Raw genomic sequence first — 17834 nt, 5'->3', positions numbered from 1 at the left:
ACCCAAGCTCAACGCAACAGAGCTGCGTTCGGTTCACTTGGCCGGCTTGGGTTCCGCCGGTTTGGGCTCGGCCGGCGGGGGCTCGGCAGCCTTTGTATCTTGCTCTTCGGGCGGATCACCGTCGTAGACCTGGTTGCGACGCCGCGCCAGGTAGGCATCTCGCAACAGGATGTATTTGTCGAGCGCGACGTCGTCTAGCACGCGCGTCGCATTCAGCAACTTGACCCGCGTATTGATGACCTGCAAGACCGTGGCGCCATTCTGGTCGCGCACTTCGTTGAAGGCCAGCGCGCTGGGCGAGGCCTTGAAGTCGACCGGCAGGGCCGCGGTGTCGCGCAGCGTCGACGGGCCCAGCAGCGGCAGCACCAGGTAGGGCCCACTGCCGACACCCCAGACGCCGAGCGTCTGGCCGAAATCTTCCGACTGGCGCGGCAGGCCCATCTCGTCGGCAATGTCCAGAAAGCCGAACAGGCCGAAGAGGGTGTTCGTCACCACCCGCATGCCCACCTCGAGGGCCACCTTGGGCTTGGCCTGCAGCACGAGGTTGACTGCCGACCAGGCATCGCCCAGGTTGCCGAACATGTTGTCGACGCCGGTACGCAGCCACTCCGGCACGACCGCACGGTAGCCCAGGGCCACCGGCTTGATCACCGCGGCATCGACCACTTCGTTGAAGTCGAAGATCCGGCGGTTGAGGCGCTCCCAGGGATCGGACCGTGCGGAAGCCGGCTCGGTGCTCTCCTGTGCGGTGCCCGGTTGCGCCGGCACCGTGCCGCACCCAGCGAGACCGAGCGCGGCGACCGTCAGCGCGGCCACCACCAGGCCATGCATCGAGGTCGCCCAGCGCGACGGCCTCACTTCGGGCTCCCGTTGCTGCCGCCGGCTTCGGCCGCCTTGCTGAACAGGAACTGGCCGATCAGGTTTTCCAGCACGACGGCGGATTGGGTCTGCGGGATCACGTCGCCGCCGGCGAGATTCTTCTCGTCCCCGCCCGGCTCCAGGCCGATGTACTGGTCGCCGAGCAAGCCGGCGGTCAGGATCTTCGCCGAGCTGTCCTTCGGGAACACATAGTGGCTGTCGATCTCCAGGGTGACGACGCCCTGGTAGGTCTTCGAGTCGAGGCTGATCCTCGTCACGCGGCCGACCGGCACGCCGGCGCTGCGCACCGGCGCGCGGACCTTCAAGCCGCCGATGTTGTCGAAGCGGGCCGTCAGCCGGTAGATGTCGCGTTTGCCGAAGTTCGCGAGGTTCGCGGCCTTCAGCGACAGAAACAGCAACGCCACCACACCGAGCAGCACGAACAGCCCGACCAGTGTCTCGATTCCTCGCTTGCCCATGTTTATCGTCCCTTGGGGTTCACGGCGTCGAGAACATCAACGCCGTGAGAATGAAGTCGGTGCCCAGCACCGCGAGCGACGAAAACACCACCGTGCGCGTCGTCGCATAGGCCACGCCTTCGGGTGTCGCCTGGGTCTCGTGGCCCTGGTACAGCGCGACGAAGGTGCAGATCACGCCGAATACCGCGCTCTTGGCGATGCCGTTGCCGATGTCGCGCAAGACGTCGACACGCGACTGCTGGATCGACCAGAAATTGCCGGCGTCGATGCCGATCAGCCCGACCGCGACCACCCAGGCGCCGAGGATGCCGATCGTCGAGAACAGGATCGCGAGGATCGGCATCGCCACGACACCGCCCAGGAAGCGCGGCGCCAGCACGCGCGCGCGCGGATCGATGGCCATCAGCTCCATCGCGGCGAGCTGCTCGCCGGCTTTCATCAACCCGATCTCGGCGGTCAGCGACGTGCCCGCGCGCCCGGCGAACAGCAGCGCGGTGACCACCGGCCCGAGCTCGCGCACCAGCGACAGGTTGATCACCAGGCCGAGCGACTCGGCCGCACCATAGGGCACCAGCGCGTAGTACATCTGCAGCGCCAGCACGAAGCCGACCGCCATGCCCGACGCGAGGATGATCAACAGCGAGCGGTTGCCGATCGCATGGACCTGGGTGATGACCAGCATCGGCCGCCGCAGCGCCGCGGGCAGCGCGCGCACGAGGTCGAGCAGGAACAATGCGCCATGGCCCCAGCCGCGCATGACGCTCAGCGCGCGAGCGCCAATCAGTGCGAGCCAGTTCATGCCGCGCGCTCCAGGCCGAAGTCCTGGGCCAGCTCCGGCGCCGGATAGTGGAACTTGACCGGCCCGTCGGGCTCGCCGCGCACGAACTGCCGCACTTCCGGATCGGTGGAGTCCATCAGCTCCTGCGGCGTGCCCTTCGCGACGATGCGGCCCGGCGCGGCCATCAGCACGACGAAGTCGCTGATCGCCATGCATTCGGGCACGTCGTGCGAGACCACCAGCGAGGTCGCGCCGGTGATGTCGTTGAGGGTGCGGATCAGCGTCGCGGCGACGCCCATCGAGATCAGGTCGAGGCCGGCGAAGGGCTCGTCGTACATGATCAGCTCGGGGTCGAGCGCGATCGCACGCGCCAGCGCCACGCGCCGCGCCATGCCGCCCGACACCTCGGCGATGCGCAGCGGCGCCGCCCCGCGCAGGCCGACGGCGTTGAGCTTCATCAGCACGATGTCGCGGATCAGCGCCTCGGGCAGGTCGGTCTGTTCACGCAGCGGGAAAGCGACGTTCTCGTACACCGTCAGGTCGGTGAACAACGCGCCGAACTGGAACAGCATGCCCATGCGCCGGCGCAAGCGGTAGAGCTGCCGACGATCGCGGGCGTTGATCACCTCGCCGTCGAAGACCACGCGACCGCTGCTCGCCCCATGCACGCCGCCGATCAGGCGCAGCAGCGTCGTCTTGCCGCAGCCCGAGCCACCCAGGATCGCCGTGACCTTGCCGCGCGGAAAGCGCAGGCTCACGTCCTTCAGAATGCTGCGGCTCGGGTCATAGCCGAAGCTGACTCGGTCGATCTCGATCAGGGGGTCGGGGCTCAAGGGTCCGGCGGGCGGGCCTGCCGGCCCTTGTCGTGTGAAAAGATTGTCGCACGCCGCGTTTTCCCGTACGGAGTTGCCCCGATCCGGTGTTGCAAAGAAGTGTCGTCGATGCTATCGCGGCAGCGTCGACGTTCCCATCAGGTACTCGTCCACCGCTTTCGCCGCCTGCCGGCCCTCGCGGATGGCCCACACCACCAGCGACTGGCCGCGCCGCATGTCCCCGGCGGCGAACACCTTGTCGACGCTGGTCTTGTAGCTGGCTGCGCCATCGGTGGTCGCCCGCGCATTGCCGCGGTTGTCCTTGTCGATGCCGAAGGCGTCGAGGATCGTGGCCACCGGGTTCGTGAAGCCCATCGCCAGCAGCACCAGGTCGGCCTTCCATTCCTTCTCGCTGCCGGGCACTTCGACCATCTTGGCGCCCTGCCACTCGACCTGCACGGTCTTCAGCCCGACGACGCGACCCTTGTCCTTGCCGCTGCCGGCGACGAACTCCTTGGTCGCGACCGCGAAAGTGCGTTCGCAGCCTTCCTCGTGGCTGGAGCTGGTGCGCAGCTTGTACGGCCAGTAGGGCCAGGTCAGCGGCCGGTTCTCTTCTTCCGGCGGCTGCGGCATCAGCTCGAACTGCGTGACGCTGGCCGCGCCGTGGCGGTTGCTGGTGCCGACGCAGTCGCTGCCGGTATCGCCGCCGCCGATCACGATGACGTGCTTGCCATCGGCCCGGATCTGGCCCTTGACCTTGTCGCCGGCGACGACCTTGTTCTGCTGCGGCAGGAATTCCATCGCGAAATGCACGCCATCGAGCGTGCGGCCCGGCACCGGCAGGTCGCGGCTGGCTTCAGCGCCGCCGGTCAGCACGATGGCATCGAAGCCCGCCTTCAACTCGTCGGCCGAGACGATCTCCTTCGCATCGTTGGTGATCCTGCTGCCTTCGGGCAGGTGGCCGACCAGCACGCCGGTGCGGAAGACCACGCCCTCGGCCTGCATCTGCTCGATGCGCCGGTCGATGTGCGACTTCTCCATCTTGAAGTCCGGGATGCCGTAGCGCAGCAGGCCACCAATGCGGCTGTTCTTCTCGAACACCGTCACCTCATGGCCGGCCCGTGCGAGCTGCTGCGCCGCGGCCATGCCCGCCGGCCCCGAGCCGACGACGGCCACCTTCTTGCCGGTCTTCACCTTCGCCGGCTGCGGCTGCACCCAGCCCTCGGCCCAGGCGCGGTCGATGATCGCGTGCTCGATCGACTTGATGCCGACCGGATCGTCGTTGACGTTCAGCGTGCAGGCCGCTTCGCACGGTGCCGGGCAGATGCGGCCGGTGAACTCGGGGAAGTTGTTGGTCGAGTGCAGCACGGTGATCGCATTGCGCCAGTCGCCGCGGTACACCAGATCGTTGAAGTCCGGAATGATGTTGTTCACCGGGCAGCCCGAATTGCAGAACGGCGTGCCGCAGTCCATGCAGCGCGCGCCCTGGACCTTGGCCTGCTCGTTGTTCAGCCCGATGACGAATTCCTTGTAGCCCTTGACGCGCTCCGGAACGGGCGCGTAGGCCTCCTCCACGCGCTCGTACTCCATGAAGCCGGTAACCTTGCCCATCGCTGTGATTCCTTGATTCGTATCCGGTGCTGACGCTTACTTGGCGGGAACGTGCCTGGTGCCCGGCGCCTTGGTGCTGTCCGCGCGGGCCTTCGCGATCGTCGCGTCGGACTCGCGGGCGGCGTTGATCTCGCCCAGCGCGCGCTTGTATTCGGACGGGAAGACCTTGACGAAGCGGCCGCGGGCGTTGGCCCAGTCCTCGAGGATCTCGCGCGCGCGCAGCGAGCCGGTCCAGCGGTGGTGGCTCTCGATCAGGTTCTTCAGCAACACCTCGTCGGCCTCGTCCTTGTGCCAGATCGCGCGGTCGACGCTCGCCTGCTGGTCGGCCTTCGGCAGCACCTTGTCCAGCGTGACCATCGAGGTGTTGCAGCGGCGCGCGAACTGGCCGTCCTCGTCGTAGACGTAGGCAATGCCGCCCGACATGCCGGCGGCGAAGTTGCGCCCGGTCTTGCCGAGCACGACCACCGTGCCGCCGGTCATGTATTCGCAGCCGTGGTCGCCGGTGCCTTCGACGACTGCCGTCGCGCCCGACAGCCGCACCGCGAAGCGCTCGCCGGCGACGCCGCGGAAAAAGGCCTCGCCGCTCGTCGCGCCGTACAGCGCGGTGTTGCCGATGATGATGTTCTTCGTCGCGTCGCCGCGGAAGTCGATGCTCGGCCGCACGGTGATGCGCCCACCCGACAGCCCCTTGCCGGTGTAGTCGTTGGCGTCGCCGATCAGGTACAGCGTGATGCCGTTGGCCAGGAAAGCGCCGAAGCTCTGGCCGCCGGTGCCCTCCATCTGGATGAAGATGGTGTGGTCGGCCAGGCCCTCCGGCCGCTGGCGCACCAGCTCGCCCGACAGCATCGCGCCGACCGAGCGGTTGACGTTGCGCGTCTCCTCGATGAAGTGCACCTTCTCGCCGCGCTCGATCGCCGGCCTGCAGCGCTCGATCAGCTTGACGTCGAGCGCCTTCTCGAGGCGGTGGTCCTGCTGCTCGACGTGATAACGCGGAACGTCAGCGGGCACCTGCGGCTGGTGCAGCACGCGGCTGAAGTCCAGGCCCTTGGCCTTCCAGTGCGCGATGCCCTTCTTCATGTCGAGCAGGTCGGCGCGGCCGATCAGCTCGTCGAAGCTGCGGATGCCCAGCTGCGCCATGATCTGGCGCGCTTCCTCGGCGACGAAGAAGAAGTAGTTGACGACGTGCTCGGGCTTGCCGGTGAACTTGGCGCGCAGCACCGGGTCCTGCGTCGCGACGCCGACCGGGCAGGTGTTCAGGTGGCACTTGCGCATCATGATGCAGCCCTCGACGACCAGCGGCGCGGTCGCGAAGCCGAACTCGTCGGCGCCGAGCAGCGCGCCGATCACGACATCGCGGCCGGTCTTCATCTGGCCGTCGGCCTGCACGCGCACGCGGCTGCGCAGGCGGTTCAGCACCAACGTCTGCTGTGTCTCGGCCAGGCCCAGCTCCCACGGCGTGCCGGCATGCTTGATCGACGACCACGGCGAGGCGCCGGTGCCGCCGTCATGGCCGGCGATCACGACATGGTCGGCCTTGCACTTGGTGACGCCGGCGGCGATCGTGCCGACGCCGACCTCGGACACCAGCTTGACGCTGACCGAAGCGCGCGGGTTGGCGTTCTTCAGGTCGTGGATCAGCTGCGCCAGGTCCTCGATCGAATAGATGTCGTGGTGCGGCGGCGGGCTGATCAGGCCGACGCCCGGCACCGAGTAGCGCAGGAAGCCGATGTAGTCGCTGACCTTGCCGCCGGGCAGCTGGCCGCCCTCGCCGGGCTTGGCACCCTGCGCCATCTTGATCTGCAGCTGGTCGGCCGAGACCAGGTATTCGGTCGTCACGCCGAAGCGGCCGGAAGCCACCTGCTTGATCTTCGAGCGCAGGCTGTCGCCGTCCTTCAGCACGTAGTCAGCCGCGATGACCTTCGCGCCGATGACGTCCGACACCTTGGTGCCGTCGGTGATCCTGATGCCCTTCAACTCGTTGCGATAACGCGCAGGATCCTCGCCGCCTTCGCCGGTGTTGCTCTTGCCGCCGATGCGGTTCATCGCGATCGCCAGCGTCGAGTGCGCCTCGGTGCTGATCGAGCCGAGCGACATCGCACCGGTCGCGAAGCGCTTGACGATCTCGGCGGCAGGCTCGACCTGCTCCAGCGGAATCGCCTTGCTCGGGTCGACCTTGAATTCGAACAGGCCGCGCAAGGTCATGTGGCGCTTGCTCTGGTCGTTGATCAGCTGCGCGTATTCCTTGTAGGTCTCGAACTTGCCCGAGCGCGCGCTGTGCTGCAGCTTGGCGATCGCGTCCGGCGTCCACATGTGCTCCTCGCCGCGCGTGCGCCAGGCGTACTCGCCGCCTGCGTCGAGCATCGAGTGCAGCACCGGGTCGTCGCCGAAGGCGGCGATGTGCGTGCGCAGCGCCTCCTCGGCGACCTCGAACACGCCGATGCCGCCGACCTGGGATGCCGTGCCACGGAAATACTTCTGCACGAACTTCGGCTCGAGGCCGATGGCCTCGAACAGCTGCGCGCCGCAATAGGACATGTAGGTCGACACGCCCATCTTGGACATGATCTTCGACAGCCCCTTGCCGATCGCCTTGATGTAGTTGTAGATCGCCTTGTCGGCCGAGAGCTGGCCCGGCAGCGAGGTGTGCAGCTCGACCAGCGTCTCGAGCGCGAGGTACGGGTGCACGGCTTCGGCGCCGTAGCCGGCGAGCACACCGAAGTGATGCACCTCGCGCGCCGAACCGGTCTCGACGATCAGGCCGGCGGTCGTGCGCAGGCCTTCACGCACCAGGTGGTGGTGGATCGCCGACAGCGCCAGCAGCGCGGGGATCGCGACCTGGGTGCGGCTCATGCGGCGGTCGGTGATGATCAGGACGTTGTGGCCGCTCTTGATCGCATCGACCGCTTCTGCGCACAGCGACGCGAGCTTGGCCTCCACACCCTCGCGGCCCCAGGCCAGCGGATAGGTGATGTTGATCTCGTGGCTCTTGAACTTGCCGTGCGTGTGCTGCTCGATCGCCCGCAGCCGCGCCATGTCGTCGAAGTCGAGCACCGGCTGCGTCACTTCGAGACGCATCGGCGGGTTCACCGCGTTGATGTCGAGCAGGTTCGGCTTCGGCCCGATGAAGCTGTTCAGGCTCATCACGATGGCCTCGCGGATCGGGTCGATCGGCGGGTTCGTGACCTGGGCGAAGAGCTGCTTGAAGTAGTTGTACAGCGGCTTGTTCTTGTCGGACAGCACCGCCAGCGGCGAGTCGTTGCCCATCGAGCCGATGCCCTCTTCGCCGGCGGTGGCCATCGGTGCGAGCAGGAACTTCAGGTCCTCCTGCGTGTAGCCGAAGGCCTGCTGGCGATCGAGCAGCGATTCGTCGAATGCCGTCGGGCCGGCGGTGACCTCGATCGTGTCGAGCCGGATGCGCACGTTCTCGATCCACTGCCGGTAGGGCTTGGCGAACGCGAACTGGTTCTTCAGCTCCTCGTCATCGACGATGCGGCCCTGCTCCAGGTCGATCAGGAACATCTTGCCGGGCTGCAGGCGCCACTTCTTGACGATCTTGTTCTCGGGGATCGGCAGCACGCCGGATTCCGAGGCCATCACCACCAGGTCGTCGTCGGTGACGATGTAGCGCGCGGGGCGCAGGCCGTTGCGGTCGAGCGTGGCGCCGATCTGCTTGCCGTCGGTGAAGACCATCGCCGCCGGGCCGTCCCACGGTTCGAGCATCGCCGCGTGGTACTCGTAGAAGGCGCGCCGGCGCAGGTCCATCAGCTCGTGCTGCTCCCAGGCCTCTGGGATCATCATCATCGCCGCGTGAGCGAGCGGGTAGCCCGACATCGTCAGCAGCTCGAGCGCGTTGTCGAAGGTCGCGGTGTCGCTCTGCCCTTCGAAGCTGATCGGGTAGAGCTTCTTCAGGTCGTCACCCAGCACCGGCGACTTCATCACGCCCTCGCGGGCGCGCATCCAGTTGAAGTTGCCCTTGACGGTGTTGATCTCGCCGTTGTGCGCCACCATGCGGTACGGATGCGCGAGCGGCCACTCGGGGAAGGTGTTGGTCGAGAAGCGTTGGTGCACCAGCGCGAGCGCCGACGTGACGCGCTCGTCTTGCAGGTCCAGAAAGTACTTGCCGACCTGGTCGGCGAGCAGCAGGCCTTTGTAGATCACCGTGCGGCAGCTCATGCTGGGCACGTAGTACTCGCGGCTGTGCGTCAGCTTCAGCGCCTGGATCGCCGCCGATGCCGTCTTGCGGATCACGTAGAGCTTGCGCTCGAGCGAGTCGGGCACGATGACATCGGCGCCGCGGCCGATGAAGATCTGGCGGATCACCGGCTCCTTGGCGCGCACCGCCGGGCTCATCGGCATCTCGCGGTCGACCGGCACGTCACGCCAGCCGATCAGCACCTGGCCCTCGGCCTTCACCGCCCGCTCGAGTTCCTGCTCGCAGGCGAGGCGCGAGGCGTGCTCCTTCGGCAGGAAGATCATGCCGACGCCGTACTCGCCGGGCGGCGGCAGCTCGACACCCTGGGCGGCCATCTCGGCGCGGTAGTACTCGTCGGGCAGCTGGATCAGGATGCCGGCGCCGTCACCCATCAGCTTGTCGGCACCGACCGCGCCGCGGTGGTCGAGGTTCTCGAGGATCTTCAGGCCCTGCTCGACGATGCCGTGCGCGCGCTGGCCCTTGATGTGGGCGACGAAGCCGACACCGCAGGCATCGTGCTCGTTGCTGGGGTCGTAGAGGCCGCTCTGCGCGAGCGCTTCGATTTCGGTGCGGGACGCGGGTCCCTGGACGGCATCGCTCACGGCGCGCTCCTTCGGCTGATTCATTGCGGCGGAGGTTACTGCAGCGCAGCAAACGGCTCAAGCAGAATTTAAGGGGTCTGACCCCTTTAAATGCGCATCAGCGACACTCTCATCATAAATGGGGACATACCATTTCAGGAAGACTTACGACAGCGGCTTCGGCGGGCGCCCGCGCGGTCGCGGCTGCACGGGTCGGCCGGTCTGCTCGGCCAGGTGCGCGAGAAACGCGTCATCGCCGACCGCCCACCCCTTGTGGACTGCCGCGGTCAGCTGCTCGACGCGCCGGCTCCCCAAGCCATCCAGCATGCGCTGTCGGTACGCCTCTTCACGCTCGAACGGGGTGTTGCCGAGCCGCCAGTATTCGTCGCAGGTCGCGAGCAACGGGTCGCGCAGCAGGCCGAGGTGGTGCCGCGCGCTCGACCAGACCGCCTCGGCGGGCGCGGTAACCAGCCCGGCGCGCAAGGCCTGCGAGTCGATCAGCACCAGCGCGTCGAGCACGGCGGCGCCGGGTTGCAGGATGGTCGCCCGGTAGCGCCCATCCCACAGGCCGCCGCGCCGGACACGACGGCGGTTGTAGGTCGCCACGTAGCGCCGGCCGAGGCTCTGCACGAGCAGGCTCAGGCCCTCGGCCACGCGCGGCGTTGCGAGCAGGTAGACCTGGTCGTCGAGCAGCGTGTAGCCATGCAGCGCGACGTGGTGTTGCTGGCCCGCCTCACGCAGCACGCGGAGGAAGGCTTCGCGGTCCGCATCGTCGACGAACAGCCGCAGGCCGACCAACGCCTGCAGCGCGATCAGATGAGCATGGCCTGCGAGCGCCAGCCGCGTCAGGCGCGCCATGCCGAGTCCGCTCCTGCCACGCTGCTCACCGGCCGGCGTCGTTCATCCCGCCGGCGAAGGCATCGCGCCCGGTCAGCCGGCGATGCTCGCGGGCGGCAAAGCGGTCGGTCATGCCGGCGATGTAGTCGGCGACCGCACGCAGCGGGTCATCGCGCCGCGCGAAGTCCTCCGGCATCTCGGCCGGTCGGTCGACGTAGGCCGCGAACAGCTCGCGCACGACGCTGCGGGCTGCGTCGGTGGTCGCCATCACCTGCGGGTGGCGGTAGAGCTCGCGCATCAGGAAACGCTTGAGCTCGGTGATCTCGTCGCGCAGCGGCGCACTGAAGCGGATCAACGGGCCCATCGTGCGCGCGGCCCAGGCATCGATCGGCGCATCTCGTTCGAGCCGATCGGCGCTGGTGTCGATCACGTCGTGCACCTGCTCTGAGAGCATGCGGCGGATGATCTCGAACAGCAGCCGCCGCCCACCGAGCATCGGATGGACCTGCACGGCCGCCGCGCGATGGCGCTGCAGCAGGGGCACGGCTTCGAGCTGATCCGCCTGCAGCAGACCCGAGCGCACGCCGTCGTCGACGTCGTGCGCGTTGTAGGCGATCTCGTCGGCGAGATTCGTCAGCTGCGCTTCGAGGCTGGGCTGCGTGCCGTCGACGAAGCGCCGCGCCACGCCGTGGGGCTCGGCAGCCTCCAACCGCTCGGCGTCACGGCGCGAGCAGTGCTTCAGGATGCCTTCGCGGCTTTCGAAGCTCAGGTTCAGGCCATCGAACGCCGGGTAACGCTGTTCGAGCAGATCGACGACGCGCAGGCTCTGCAGGTTGTGCTCGAAGCCGCCGTGCTCGCGCATGCAATCGTGCAAGGCGTCCTGGCCCGCGTGGCCGAACGGCGTGTGCCCGAGGTCATGGGCCAGCGCAATCGCTTCGACGAGGTCCTCGTTCAGCCGCAGGCCGCGCGCGATCGACCGGCCGAGCTGCGCGACCTCGATCGAATGCGTCAAGCGGGTGCGAAAGAGATCACCCTCGTGGTTGACGAAGACCTGCGTCTTGTAGACCAGCCGGCGGAAGGCCGTGCTGTGCACGATGCGGTCGCGGTCGCGCTGGTAGTCGTCGCGCAGGCGCGCCGGCGGCTCCGCATGGCGGCGGCCGCGGGAATCGGCCGGGTGGCTGGCGTGGCGTGCCAGGTCCATCGCGGGCTTCAGCTCGGCGCGGTGTGTGCCTCGATCGCTTCGGCCACCAGCGCATCGGGGGCCGGACGCATCGTGGCGCGCCCGAGACCATCGAGCAATACGAAGCGGATCTCGCCGCCCTCGGCCTTCTTGTCGACCCGCATCAGCTCGAGCCAGCGGTGAATGCCGAGCCGCGGCGCCTGCACCGGCAGGCCGGCACGCGCGATCAACGCACGCAGCCGATCTACCAGCGCGCGATCGATCAGGCCAAGCCGGGCCGACAGCTCCGCCGCCAGCACCATGCCGCAGCCCACCGCCTCGCCGTGCAGCCACGCGCCGTAGCCGAGGCCGGCCTCGATCGCATGGCCGAAGGTGTGACCGAAGTTCAGGATCGCGCGCAGGCCCGCTTCGCGCTCGTCCTGCCCGACGACCCAGGCCTTGATCTCGCATGAACGCCGCACGGCATGGCTCAGCGCGGCGACGTCCAGCGCGAGCAGATCGTCGAGCGACGCTTCCAGCCAATCGAGGAATGCCGGGTCGGCGATCGGACCGTACTTGATGATCTCGGCGAGGCCGGCGGAGAGCTCGCGCCTGGGCAGTGTCGACAGCAGGTCCAGATCGCAGAGCACGCGCGCCGGCTGGTAGAACGCGCCGATCATGTTCTTGCCCAGCGGGTGGTTGATCGCCGTCTTGCCGCCGACCGACGAATCGACCTGCGCCAGCAGCGTCGTCGGCAGCTGCACGAAAGGCACGCCGCGCATGTAGCAGGCGGCCGCAAAACCGGTCATGTCGCCGACGACGCCGCCGCCCAGCGCATAGAGCACCGTCTTGCGGTCGCAACCGGCTTCGAGCAGCGCGTCGAAGATGCGGTTCAGCGTCGTCCAGTCCTTGTGCACCTCGCCGTCGGGCAGCGCGACGGTGAGCACGCGGCGGTGGCGCGCCTGCAGGCGCTCGGCCAATGCGGCGCCGTACAAGGGCGCGACGGTCGTGTTGGTGACGATCAGCGCGTCGGCTGAAGCAGGCAGGCCGGCCCAGGCCCCGTCGAGCGACAGCAGGCCGCTGCCGATCAGGATCTCGTAGCTGCGGTCACCGAGGGCGATCGGCACGCGCTGCGGTGCCAGGCGGTCGGACGTCATGCCCGCTAGTGTAGGGGCGCAGTCCGCCTGCGGTCGCTGGCGTCGCCCCGCGACCGCTCACTTCGGATGCTAGCGCTGCGGCGGCAGGATGCGCCCGACCGTTGCCGGCACCTGCGCCGGATCGATCAGGCCGGCGAGCTCGAGCTGCATCAGGATCATGTTGACGAGCGTCGGCACCGTCGGCCGGCCGGTCTCGATGACGTACTGCGCGGCGGCACGGTAGAGCGGATCACGCTCGCGATACAGCTCGCGCAGCTTGCGCAGCGGGTCCGCCACCTGCAGCAGCGGCCGCTGCGTGTCGTGGCGAAGGCGGCGGAACAGCTCCTCGGGCGTCGAGCGCAGGTAGACGACCGCGCCGGCGGCCGCCAGCGCGCGACGATTGGCTTCACGCAGCACGGCGCCGCCGCCGGTCGCCAGCACCAGCTCGCCGCGACCGCACAGCTCGCCGATGACCGACTGCTCGAGGTCGCGGAACGCGGCTTCGCCGTGGTGCTCGAAGTACGCCCTGACCGGCATGCCGATGCGATGCTCGATCTCGTGGTCGCTGTCGACAAACGGCCGGCTCAGCTGACGCGCCAGCTGCTTGCCGACCGTGGACTTGCCACAGCCGGGCATGCCGACCAGCGAAATGGACACTAGACGATCAGTTCGGGTTCTCGCAAAGCATGGCAGGCGGCGCAGGATTGCCCGGCTCGCGCGACGGCTTCGTGGTGCTGGCCTGGGTGCCGTACGGGCTGGTGACGAACGACGGCGAGGCGTTGATGTCATTCACCTCGTCTGCCGGAACGGGCAGCACAGCGACGAAATTCGCACGACCTTCCGTTCCGGCGACACCCGCGGCGCCGATGACGAGGTTGAACTTGACCCACGAACCGACGTCCTTCGGGTACTCGAGGCGCAAGACCACCGAACCACTGGTGTTGGTTCGATTGCCGCCTTCGAACGACACGGCGACATCGGCCTTGCGGGGTTCCAAGGCCGGCCGGCCGTTGGTGAGGTTGAAGCTGTTGTTGACGTCCTCGACCACGCCATTGCTGAAGACTTCGGCCACGCCGTTGCGATTCAAATCCTCGTTGTCGCACGTCGCCTTGGTCTGCTGTTCCCAGTGGTCTCCCGCAATGATCCAGAAACCCTTGTAGTACTGGAGCAGGTCGACCGTGGCACTGACCTGCACGTCCGCGGCCGCCAGGCCCGACGAATCGACGACCTGGACGACGTAGCGCTTGACGTACTTCAGCTCCGTGGCGTCTTCGAGGATCAGGTTGTTGGTGCCGATCGTCACCGACAAGGCCTGCGAGATCACCGTCAGCGTCGTCTTGGCCTGCCGCGGGCAATCTGCCGCAGCGAAGTCGTTGTAGTCCCAGCACGCCCGGATCGTGACGCCGTCGGTCGGGCTCAGCCGCGACCCCGGCACGTAGGACGTGGTCGCCACGCCATTGGCATCGGAATAGACCGTCGTCGCCCCGGACGTGAACGTGCCGCCGATCGACTGCTTGTCGCCGTCGAGGTCGAAGCGAACGCGGATGTTCTTCACCGGCGCGTTGTTGGCGGCAAGGAAGAGCGCCCGCACCGTCGACTGGTTGTTGGTCGTCGGCGTGTTCACCGGCACCACGCTGGGGCTCGCCGATACCGACGCCGATTGCACCAGTGTCGTGACCCCCGGAATGACGACCGACCCGGACTGGACCTGAACGGTGGAAACGTTCTCGACCCCAGCGGCAGATGCGCGAATCACCAGTTCGCCGGCCACCGCCGGTGCCGTGTAGGTGTACTCGAAGTCGCCATTGGCGTTGGTGGTTCCGGTCGTCTGCACGCCACCCGGTCCGGTCACCGTGACCGGCCGCTGCGTGATCGGATTGCCGCTGACGTCGAGCAGGCGGAACTGCACCTTGCCCGGCTCGCCGACGCTGATGGCGGCCGGCAGCAAGGTGCTCTTGAGCTCGGCACCGGTGACCTGCACCGTCGCGGTACGCGACAGCGTCCCGCTGGTCGCGGTCACGGTCACCGTGCGATTGCCCTTGTCCTCGCCGATGCTGATGTCGCCGGTGATCTTGCCGTCCGCATCGGTCACGGCCGATGCGACCTTGATCGTCGCCCCGTTGTTCACCGCCAGCGTCACCGGGATGCCGGCGATGGTGTTGCGGTTGCCGTCCACCGCCACCACCGTCGCCTTGACGCTCTGCGTGCCGGAATTGTTCAGCAGCGACGACGACAGCGCCAGGGTCAGGTCGGCCGCGCCGCTGGCACTTTCGACGACTTGCAGCGTCGCCGTCTTCGTCAGCGAGCCGCTTTGCGCGGTGATGGTGATCGTGCGCGGCGAACGGTCGGATCCGATGCCGATCTCGGCAACCAGCTTGCCGTCGGCACCGGTCTTCGTGTCGGGGACGGTGACCGTCGCGTTGTTGTTCGCGCTGATCGTCACCGGCACGTTGGCAACGGCATTGTTGTTCGCATCGACCGCCGTCACCGTCGCATTGACCGTGGCCGTTCCGCTGTTGGCGATGGTCGACGACGACAGCACCAGGACCAGATTGGCGACCGTCGGGTTGCCCGGCGTCCCGATGAACGGCGTGCCACCGCTACCGCCACCGCCACACGCGGCGAGCAGCAGCGCCATCATCGCGGCGATCCAGGCTCGCCAAAGCATCAGGCCTTTGCCTGCATGTGCATTCATCATGGATAGAAACCTCTAGCGTGTGCTGGGCCGTTCCGTCACGATTTTGGGCGTGATGAAGATCAGCAGCTCGGTCTTGTCGGAAATGCGGGTGGTGTTGCGGAACAGGTGTCCGAGGATCGGCACATCGCCGAGGAACGGCACCTTGCTGACGTCGGTTCGGTCGTTCTGCGTGAAGATGCCGCCGATCACGACGGTGCCGCCGTTCTCGACCAGCACCTGCGTCTGAGCGTGCTTGGTATTGATCGCCGGACCCGCGGTCGTCAATTCGCCGCGGCTGTCCTTGGCCACGTCGAGGTTCATGATCACGCTGCCTTCGGGCGTTATCTGAGGCGTGACCTCCAGCTTCAGGCTGGCCTTCTTGAACTGGATCGACGTGGCGCCGCTGGAGGTCGCGACCTGGTACGGGATCTCTTCGCCCTGCTCGATCACCGCCTTGGTTTGATCGGACGTGATGACGCGCGGGCTGGAGACGATCTTGCCCTTGCCGTCGGCCTCGAGCGCCGACAGCTCCAGATTCAGCAGCCGGTTCGCCGACGGGCTGAACAGCGACAGCGCAATCGTCGCCGCGGCGGAGGTGCCGAGCGCGCCGGCGTTGGCCGGCAGGTTGACCATCTGCGTCTCGACCACGTCGATCTTCTCTTCCATCAGGCCGAGCTGCTTGCTCGCGCTGACGTAGTTGCCGCCGATCTGCACGTAGTTGCCGCCACCGACCTTGTAGCCGGGAATGCCCCCGGCCAGGCCGCGCAGGTCGACGGCACCGAGCTTGACGCCCAGTGTCCGGCCGAAGGTGTCCTCCGCCTCGACGATGCGGGCCTCGATCAGCACCTGGCGCACGGGGATGTCGATCTTGGCAATCAGCGCCTGGATCTCCTCGAGCTTGGACGGGATGTCGCTGACGAAGAGCTGGTTCGTGCGCGTTTCCCAGATCACGCTGCCGCGCTGCGTCAGGATCCGGCTGGCCGTTGCGCCGCCGCCCGACCCACCACCCTGCGTCTGACCCGTCAGGCCCTTGGCGACTTCCTCGGCCTTCGTGTAGTTGAGCTGGAACGATTGCGTGCGCAGCGGCTCGAGCTCGGCGATCTTCTTCTTCGCCTCGAGGTCGACCTGCTCCTTGGCGGCCAGCTCGTCCTTCGGTGCGATCCACAGCACGTTGCCGCTCTTGCGCACGCCCAGGCCCTTGCTCTGCATGATGATGTCGAGCGCCTGGTCCCACGGCACGTCCTTCAGCCGCAAGGTGACATTGCCGGTCACGGTGTCGCTGGTCACGACGTTGAAGTTCGTGAAGTCCGCGATCACCTGCAGCAGCGCGCGCACTTCGATGTTCTGGAAGTTCAGCGACAGTTTCTCGCCGCTGTAGCCCGGCCCCTGCGTCAGCTTGTTCGGGTCGACCTTCATCGGCCGCACCTCGAGCACGAACTGGTTGTCGCTCTGGTAGGCGCTGTGCTCCCACGAACCGCGCGGCTCGACGACCATGCGCACGCGCTCGCCGCTCTGGAAGGTGGCGATGCTCTGCACCGGCGTGCCGAAGTCGGACACGTCGAGCCGACGCCGCAGGTTCTCCGGCAGGGTCGACCGCAGGAACTCGACCACCAGGCTCTGCCCCTGCTGCTTGATGTCGACCCCGACCTGCGTGTTGGCGAGCGAGACCACGACGCGGCCTGCACCATCGGGGCCGCGCCGGAAGTCGATGTCGCGCAGCGCGAGCTGCTCCCGGTTCTGCGGCGCCGCGAATTGCACGGTCTCGCCCGTGCTGGCCATGGCCGGCGAGGCGGTGGTCTCGAGCACCAGCAGCAGAGCCTTGCCTTGCAGCTCGGCGCGATAGTTCGACGGCGTGCGCAGGTTCAGCACCAGCCGCGTGCGCTCGCCGGCTTGCGCGATGTTCACCGACCGCAGGTTGCCCTGGTTGATCTCGACGCTGCCGCGGCCGATCGCGTTGCCGACGCCCGGCAGGTCGATCGCAATGCGCGGTGGGGTCTGGACCGCGAAGCCGTTCGGTATCGCGGCCAGCGGCGATGCGAGCTCGATGCGGACGACCTCGGCACCCGCTTGTTGAGAGGTGGTGATCGACTGGATCGCGTTCTGCGCCATCGCGGCCAGCGGTGCGGCCAGCATCCACACCACGGCGGCAAGCCTGGCGCGCCACGTGATCAGCATGTTGCGGTTCTCCTGCTTTTCAGAAGCTTTTTTCATCGCGCCTTCTCCTGCAACTGGAGCGTGCTGGTGCGCTCTATCCACTCGCCGGCGGCGTCTTGCACGATCTCGCGCAGGGCCACCTCGGTCTCGGTGATTCGGGTGACCTTGCCGTAGTTCTGGCCCAGGTAGTCGCCGAGCTTGACTTGGTACAAGAGGTTGTCGACTCTCAGCAGCGCGTATTGCTGGCCACTGCGCGTCACGCTGCCGACCATGCTCATGCTGTCGGTCGGGTACGCCTCCAGGGGCTCCTTGCGCCGGTTCATCTCGGACGCGAGCAAGGAATTCGGCTGCCGCGCTTCCTGCTTCAGCGCGACGCTGAGCTTCTGATTGCTGAACGGATCGACCGACTGCGCACCCGCATACGGCGCGGGGTCGAACTTCTTCGGCGGCGTCAACGGCTGCACGTTGGGCTTGACGTCGCGCCGCTGCTGCTCCATCCAGGCGGACAGGTCTTCGTCTTCGCCGGTGCAGGCGGCCAAGGCGATGGACGTCATGCACAG

At 67.4% G+C, this 17834-nt stretch carries 13 protein-coding genes; all 13 read right to left on the bottom strand.

Annotation, left to right across the window (positions count from 1 at the left end; genetic code table 11):
• Positions 1 to 33 precede the first annotated feature (33 nt).
• The 13 genes from HLB44_RS06445 to HLB44_RS06385 all read right to left on the bottom strand — a co-directional run bounded on the left by HLB44_RS06445 (position 34) and on the right by HLB44_RS06385 (position 17828).
• A complete protein-coding gene (locus HLB44_RS06445) occupies positions 34 to 858 on the bottom strand; it encodes an MlaA family lipoprotein (protein ID WP_343051242.1) in 825 nt (274 codons plus the stop codon).
• Positions 855 to 1337, bottom strand: a complete 483-nt coding sequence (gene mlaD / locus HLB44_RS06440; protein ID WP_173121734.1) for an outer membrane lipid asymmetry maintenance protein MlaD — start codon at positions 1335 to 1337, stop codon at positions 855 to 857. Before mlaD ends, HLB44_RS06445 begins: the two co-directional genes overlap by 4 nt.
• Before the next feature lie 19 nt (positions 1338 to 1356).
• Positions 1357 to 2136, bottom strand: a complete 780-nt coding sequence (mlaE, locus tag HLB44_RS06435) for a lipid asymmetry maintenance ABC transporter permease subunit MlaE (protein WP_173121733.1) — start codon at positions 2134 to 2136, stop codon at positions 1357 to 1359.
• On the bottom strand, positions 2133 to 2948 hold the full coding sequence (locus HLB44_RS06430; RefSeq protein WP_173121732.1) for an ABC transporter ATP-binding protein: 816 nt from the start codon (positions 2946 to 2948) through the stop codon (positions 2133 to 2135). The genes mlaE and HLB44_RS06430 overlap by 4 nt, the downstream gene beginning before the upstream one ends.
• A 111-nt stretch (positions 2949 to 3059) precedes the next feature.
• A complete protein-coding gene (locus HLB44_RS06425) occupies positions 3060 to 4538 on the bottom strand; it encodes a glutamate synthase subunit beta (RefSeq protein WP_173121731.1) in 1479 nt (492 codons plus the stop codon).
• A 36-nt stretch (positions 4539 to 4574) separates the two neighbouring features.
• The gene (locus HLB44_RS06420; protein WP_173121730.1) at positions 4575 to 9356 is read right to left on the bottom strand and encodes a glutamate synthase-related protein; all 4782 of its coding nucleotides are present in this window, start codon (positions 9354 to 9356) and stop codon (positions 4575 to 4577) included.
• Positions 9357 to 9476: 120 nt separating this feature from the next.
• Positions 9477 to 10169 carry a transposase gene (locus HLB44_RS06415; RefSeq protein ID WP_173121729.1) on the bottom strand — a complete coding sequence of 231 codons (693 nt, stop codon included), beginning with the start codon at positions 10167 to 10169 and terminating at the stop codon, positions 9477 to 9479.
• A gap of 25 nt (positions 10170 to 10194) precedes the next feature.
• Positions 10195 to 11349, bottom strand: a complete 1155-nt coding sequence (locus HLB44_RS06410; RefSeq protein WP_173121728.1) for a deoxyguanosinetriphosphate triphosphohydrolase — start codon at positions 11347 to 11349, stop codon at positions 10195 to 10197.
• Between the two features lie 8 nt (positions 11350 to 11357).
• Entirely contained in the window at positions 11358 to 12464 is a 1107-nt protein-coding gene (gene aroB, locus HLB44_RS06405) for a 3-dehydroquinate synthase (protein WP_173121727.1), read from the bottom strand.
• Between the two features lie 69 nt (positions 12465 to 12533).
• On the bottom strand, positions 12534 to 13100 hold the full coding sequence (locus HLB44_RS06400; protein ID WP_173121726.1) for a shikimate kinase: 567 nt from the start codon (positions 13098 to 13100) through the stop codon (positions 12534 to 12536).
• 7 nt (positions 13101 to 13107) lie between these two features.
• A complete protein-coding gene (locus HLB44_RS06395) occupies positions 13108 to 15111 on the bottom strand; it encodes an Ig-like domain-containing protein (RefSeq protein WP_173121725.1) in 2004 nt (667 codons plus the stop codon).
• Between the two features lie 42 nt (positions 15112 to 15153).
• Positions 15154 to 17331, bottom strand: coding sequence for a type IV pilus secretin PilQ (locus HLB44_RS06390; RefSeq protein ID WP_425500769.1), 2178 nt, complete (start codon positions 17329 to 17331; stop codon positions 15154 to 15156).
• The gene (locus tag HLB44_RS06385) at positions 17328 to 17828 is read right to left on the bottom strand and encodes a pilus assembly protein PilP (protein WP_173121724.1); all 501 of its coding nucleotides are present in this window, start codon (positions 17826 to 17828) and stop codon (positions 17328 to 17330) included. The genes HLB44_RS06390 and HLB44_RS06385 overlap by 4 nt, the downstream gene beginning before the upstream one ends.
• Positions 17829 to 17834 lie beyond the last annotated feature (6 nt).

It is taken from the genome of Pseudaquabacterium terrae (genome assembly GCF_013266755.1).
Classification (GTDB): Bacteria; Pseudomonadota; Gammaproteobacteria; order Burkholderiales; family Burkholderiaceae_C; genus Pseudaquabacterium; species Pseudaquabacterium terrae.
This window is presented reverse-complemented; position numbering and strand designations above follow the sequence as displayed.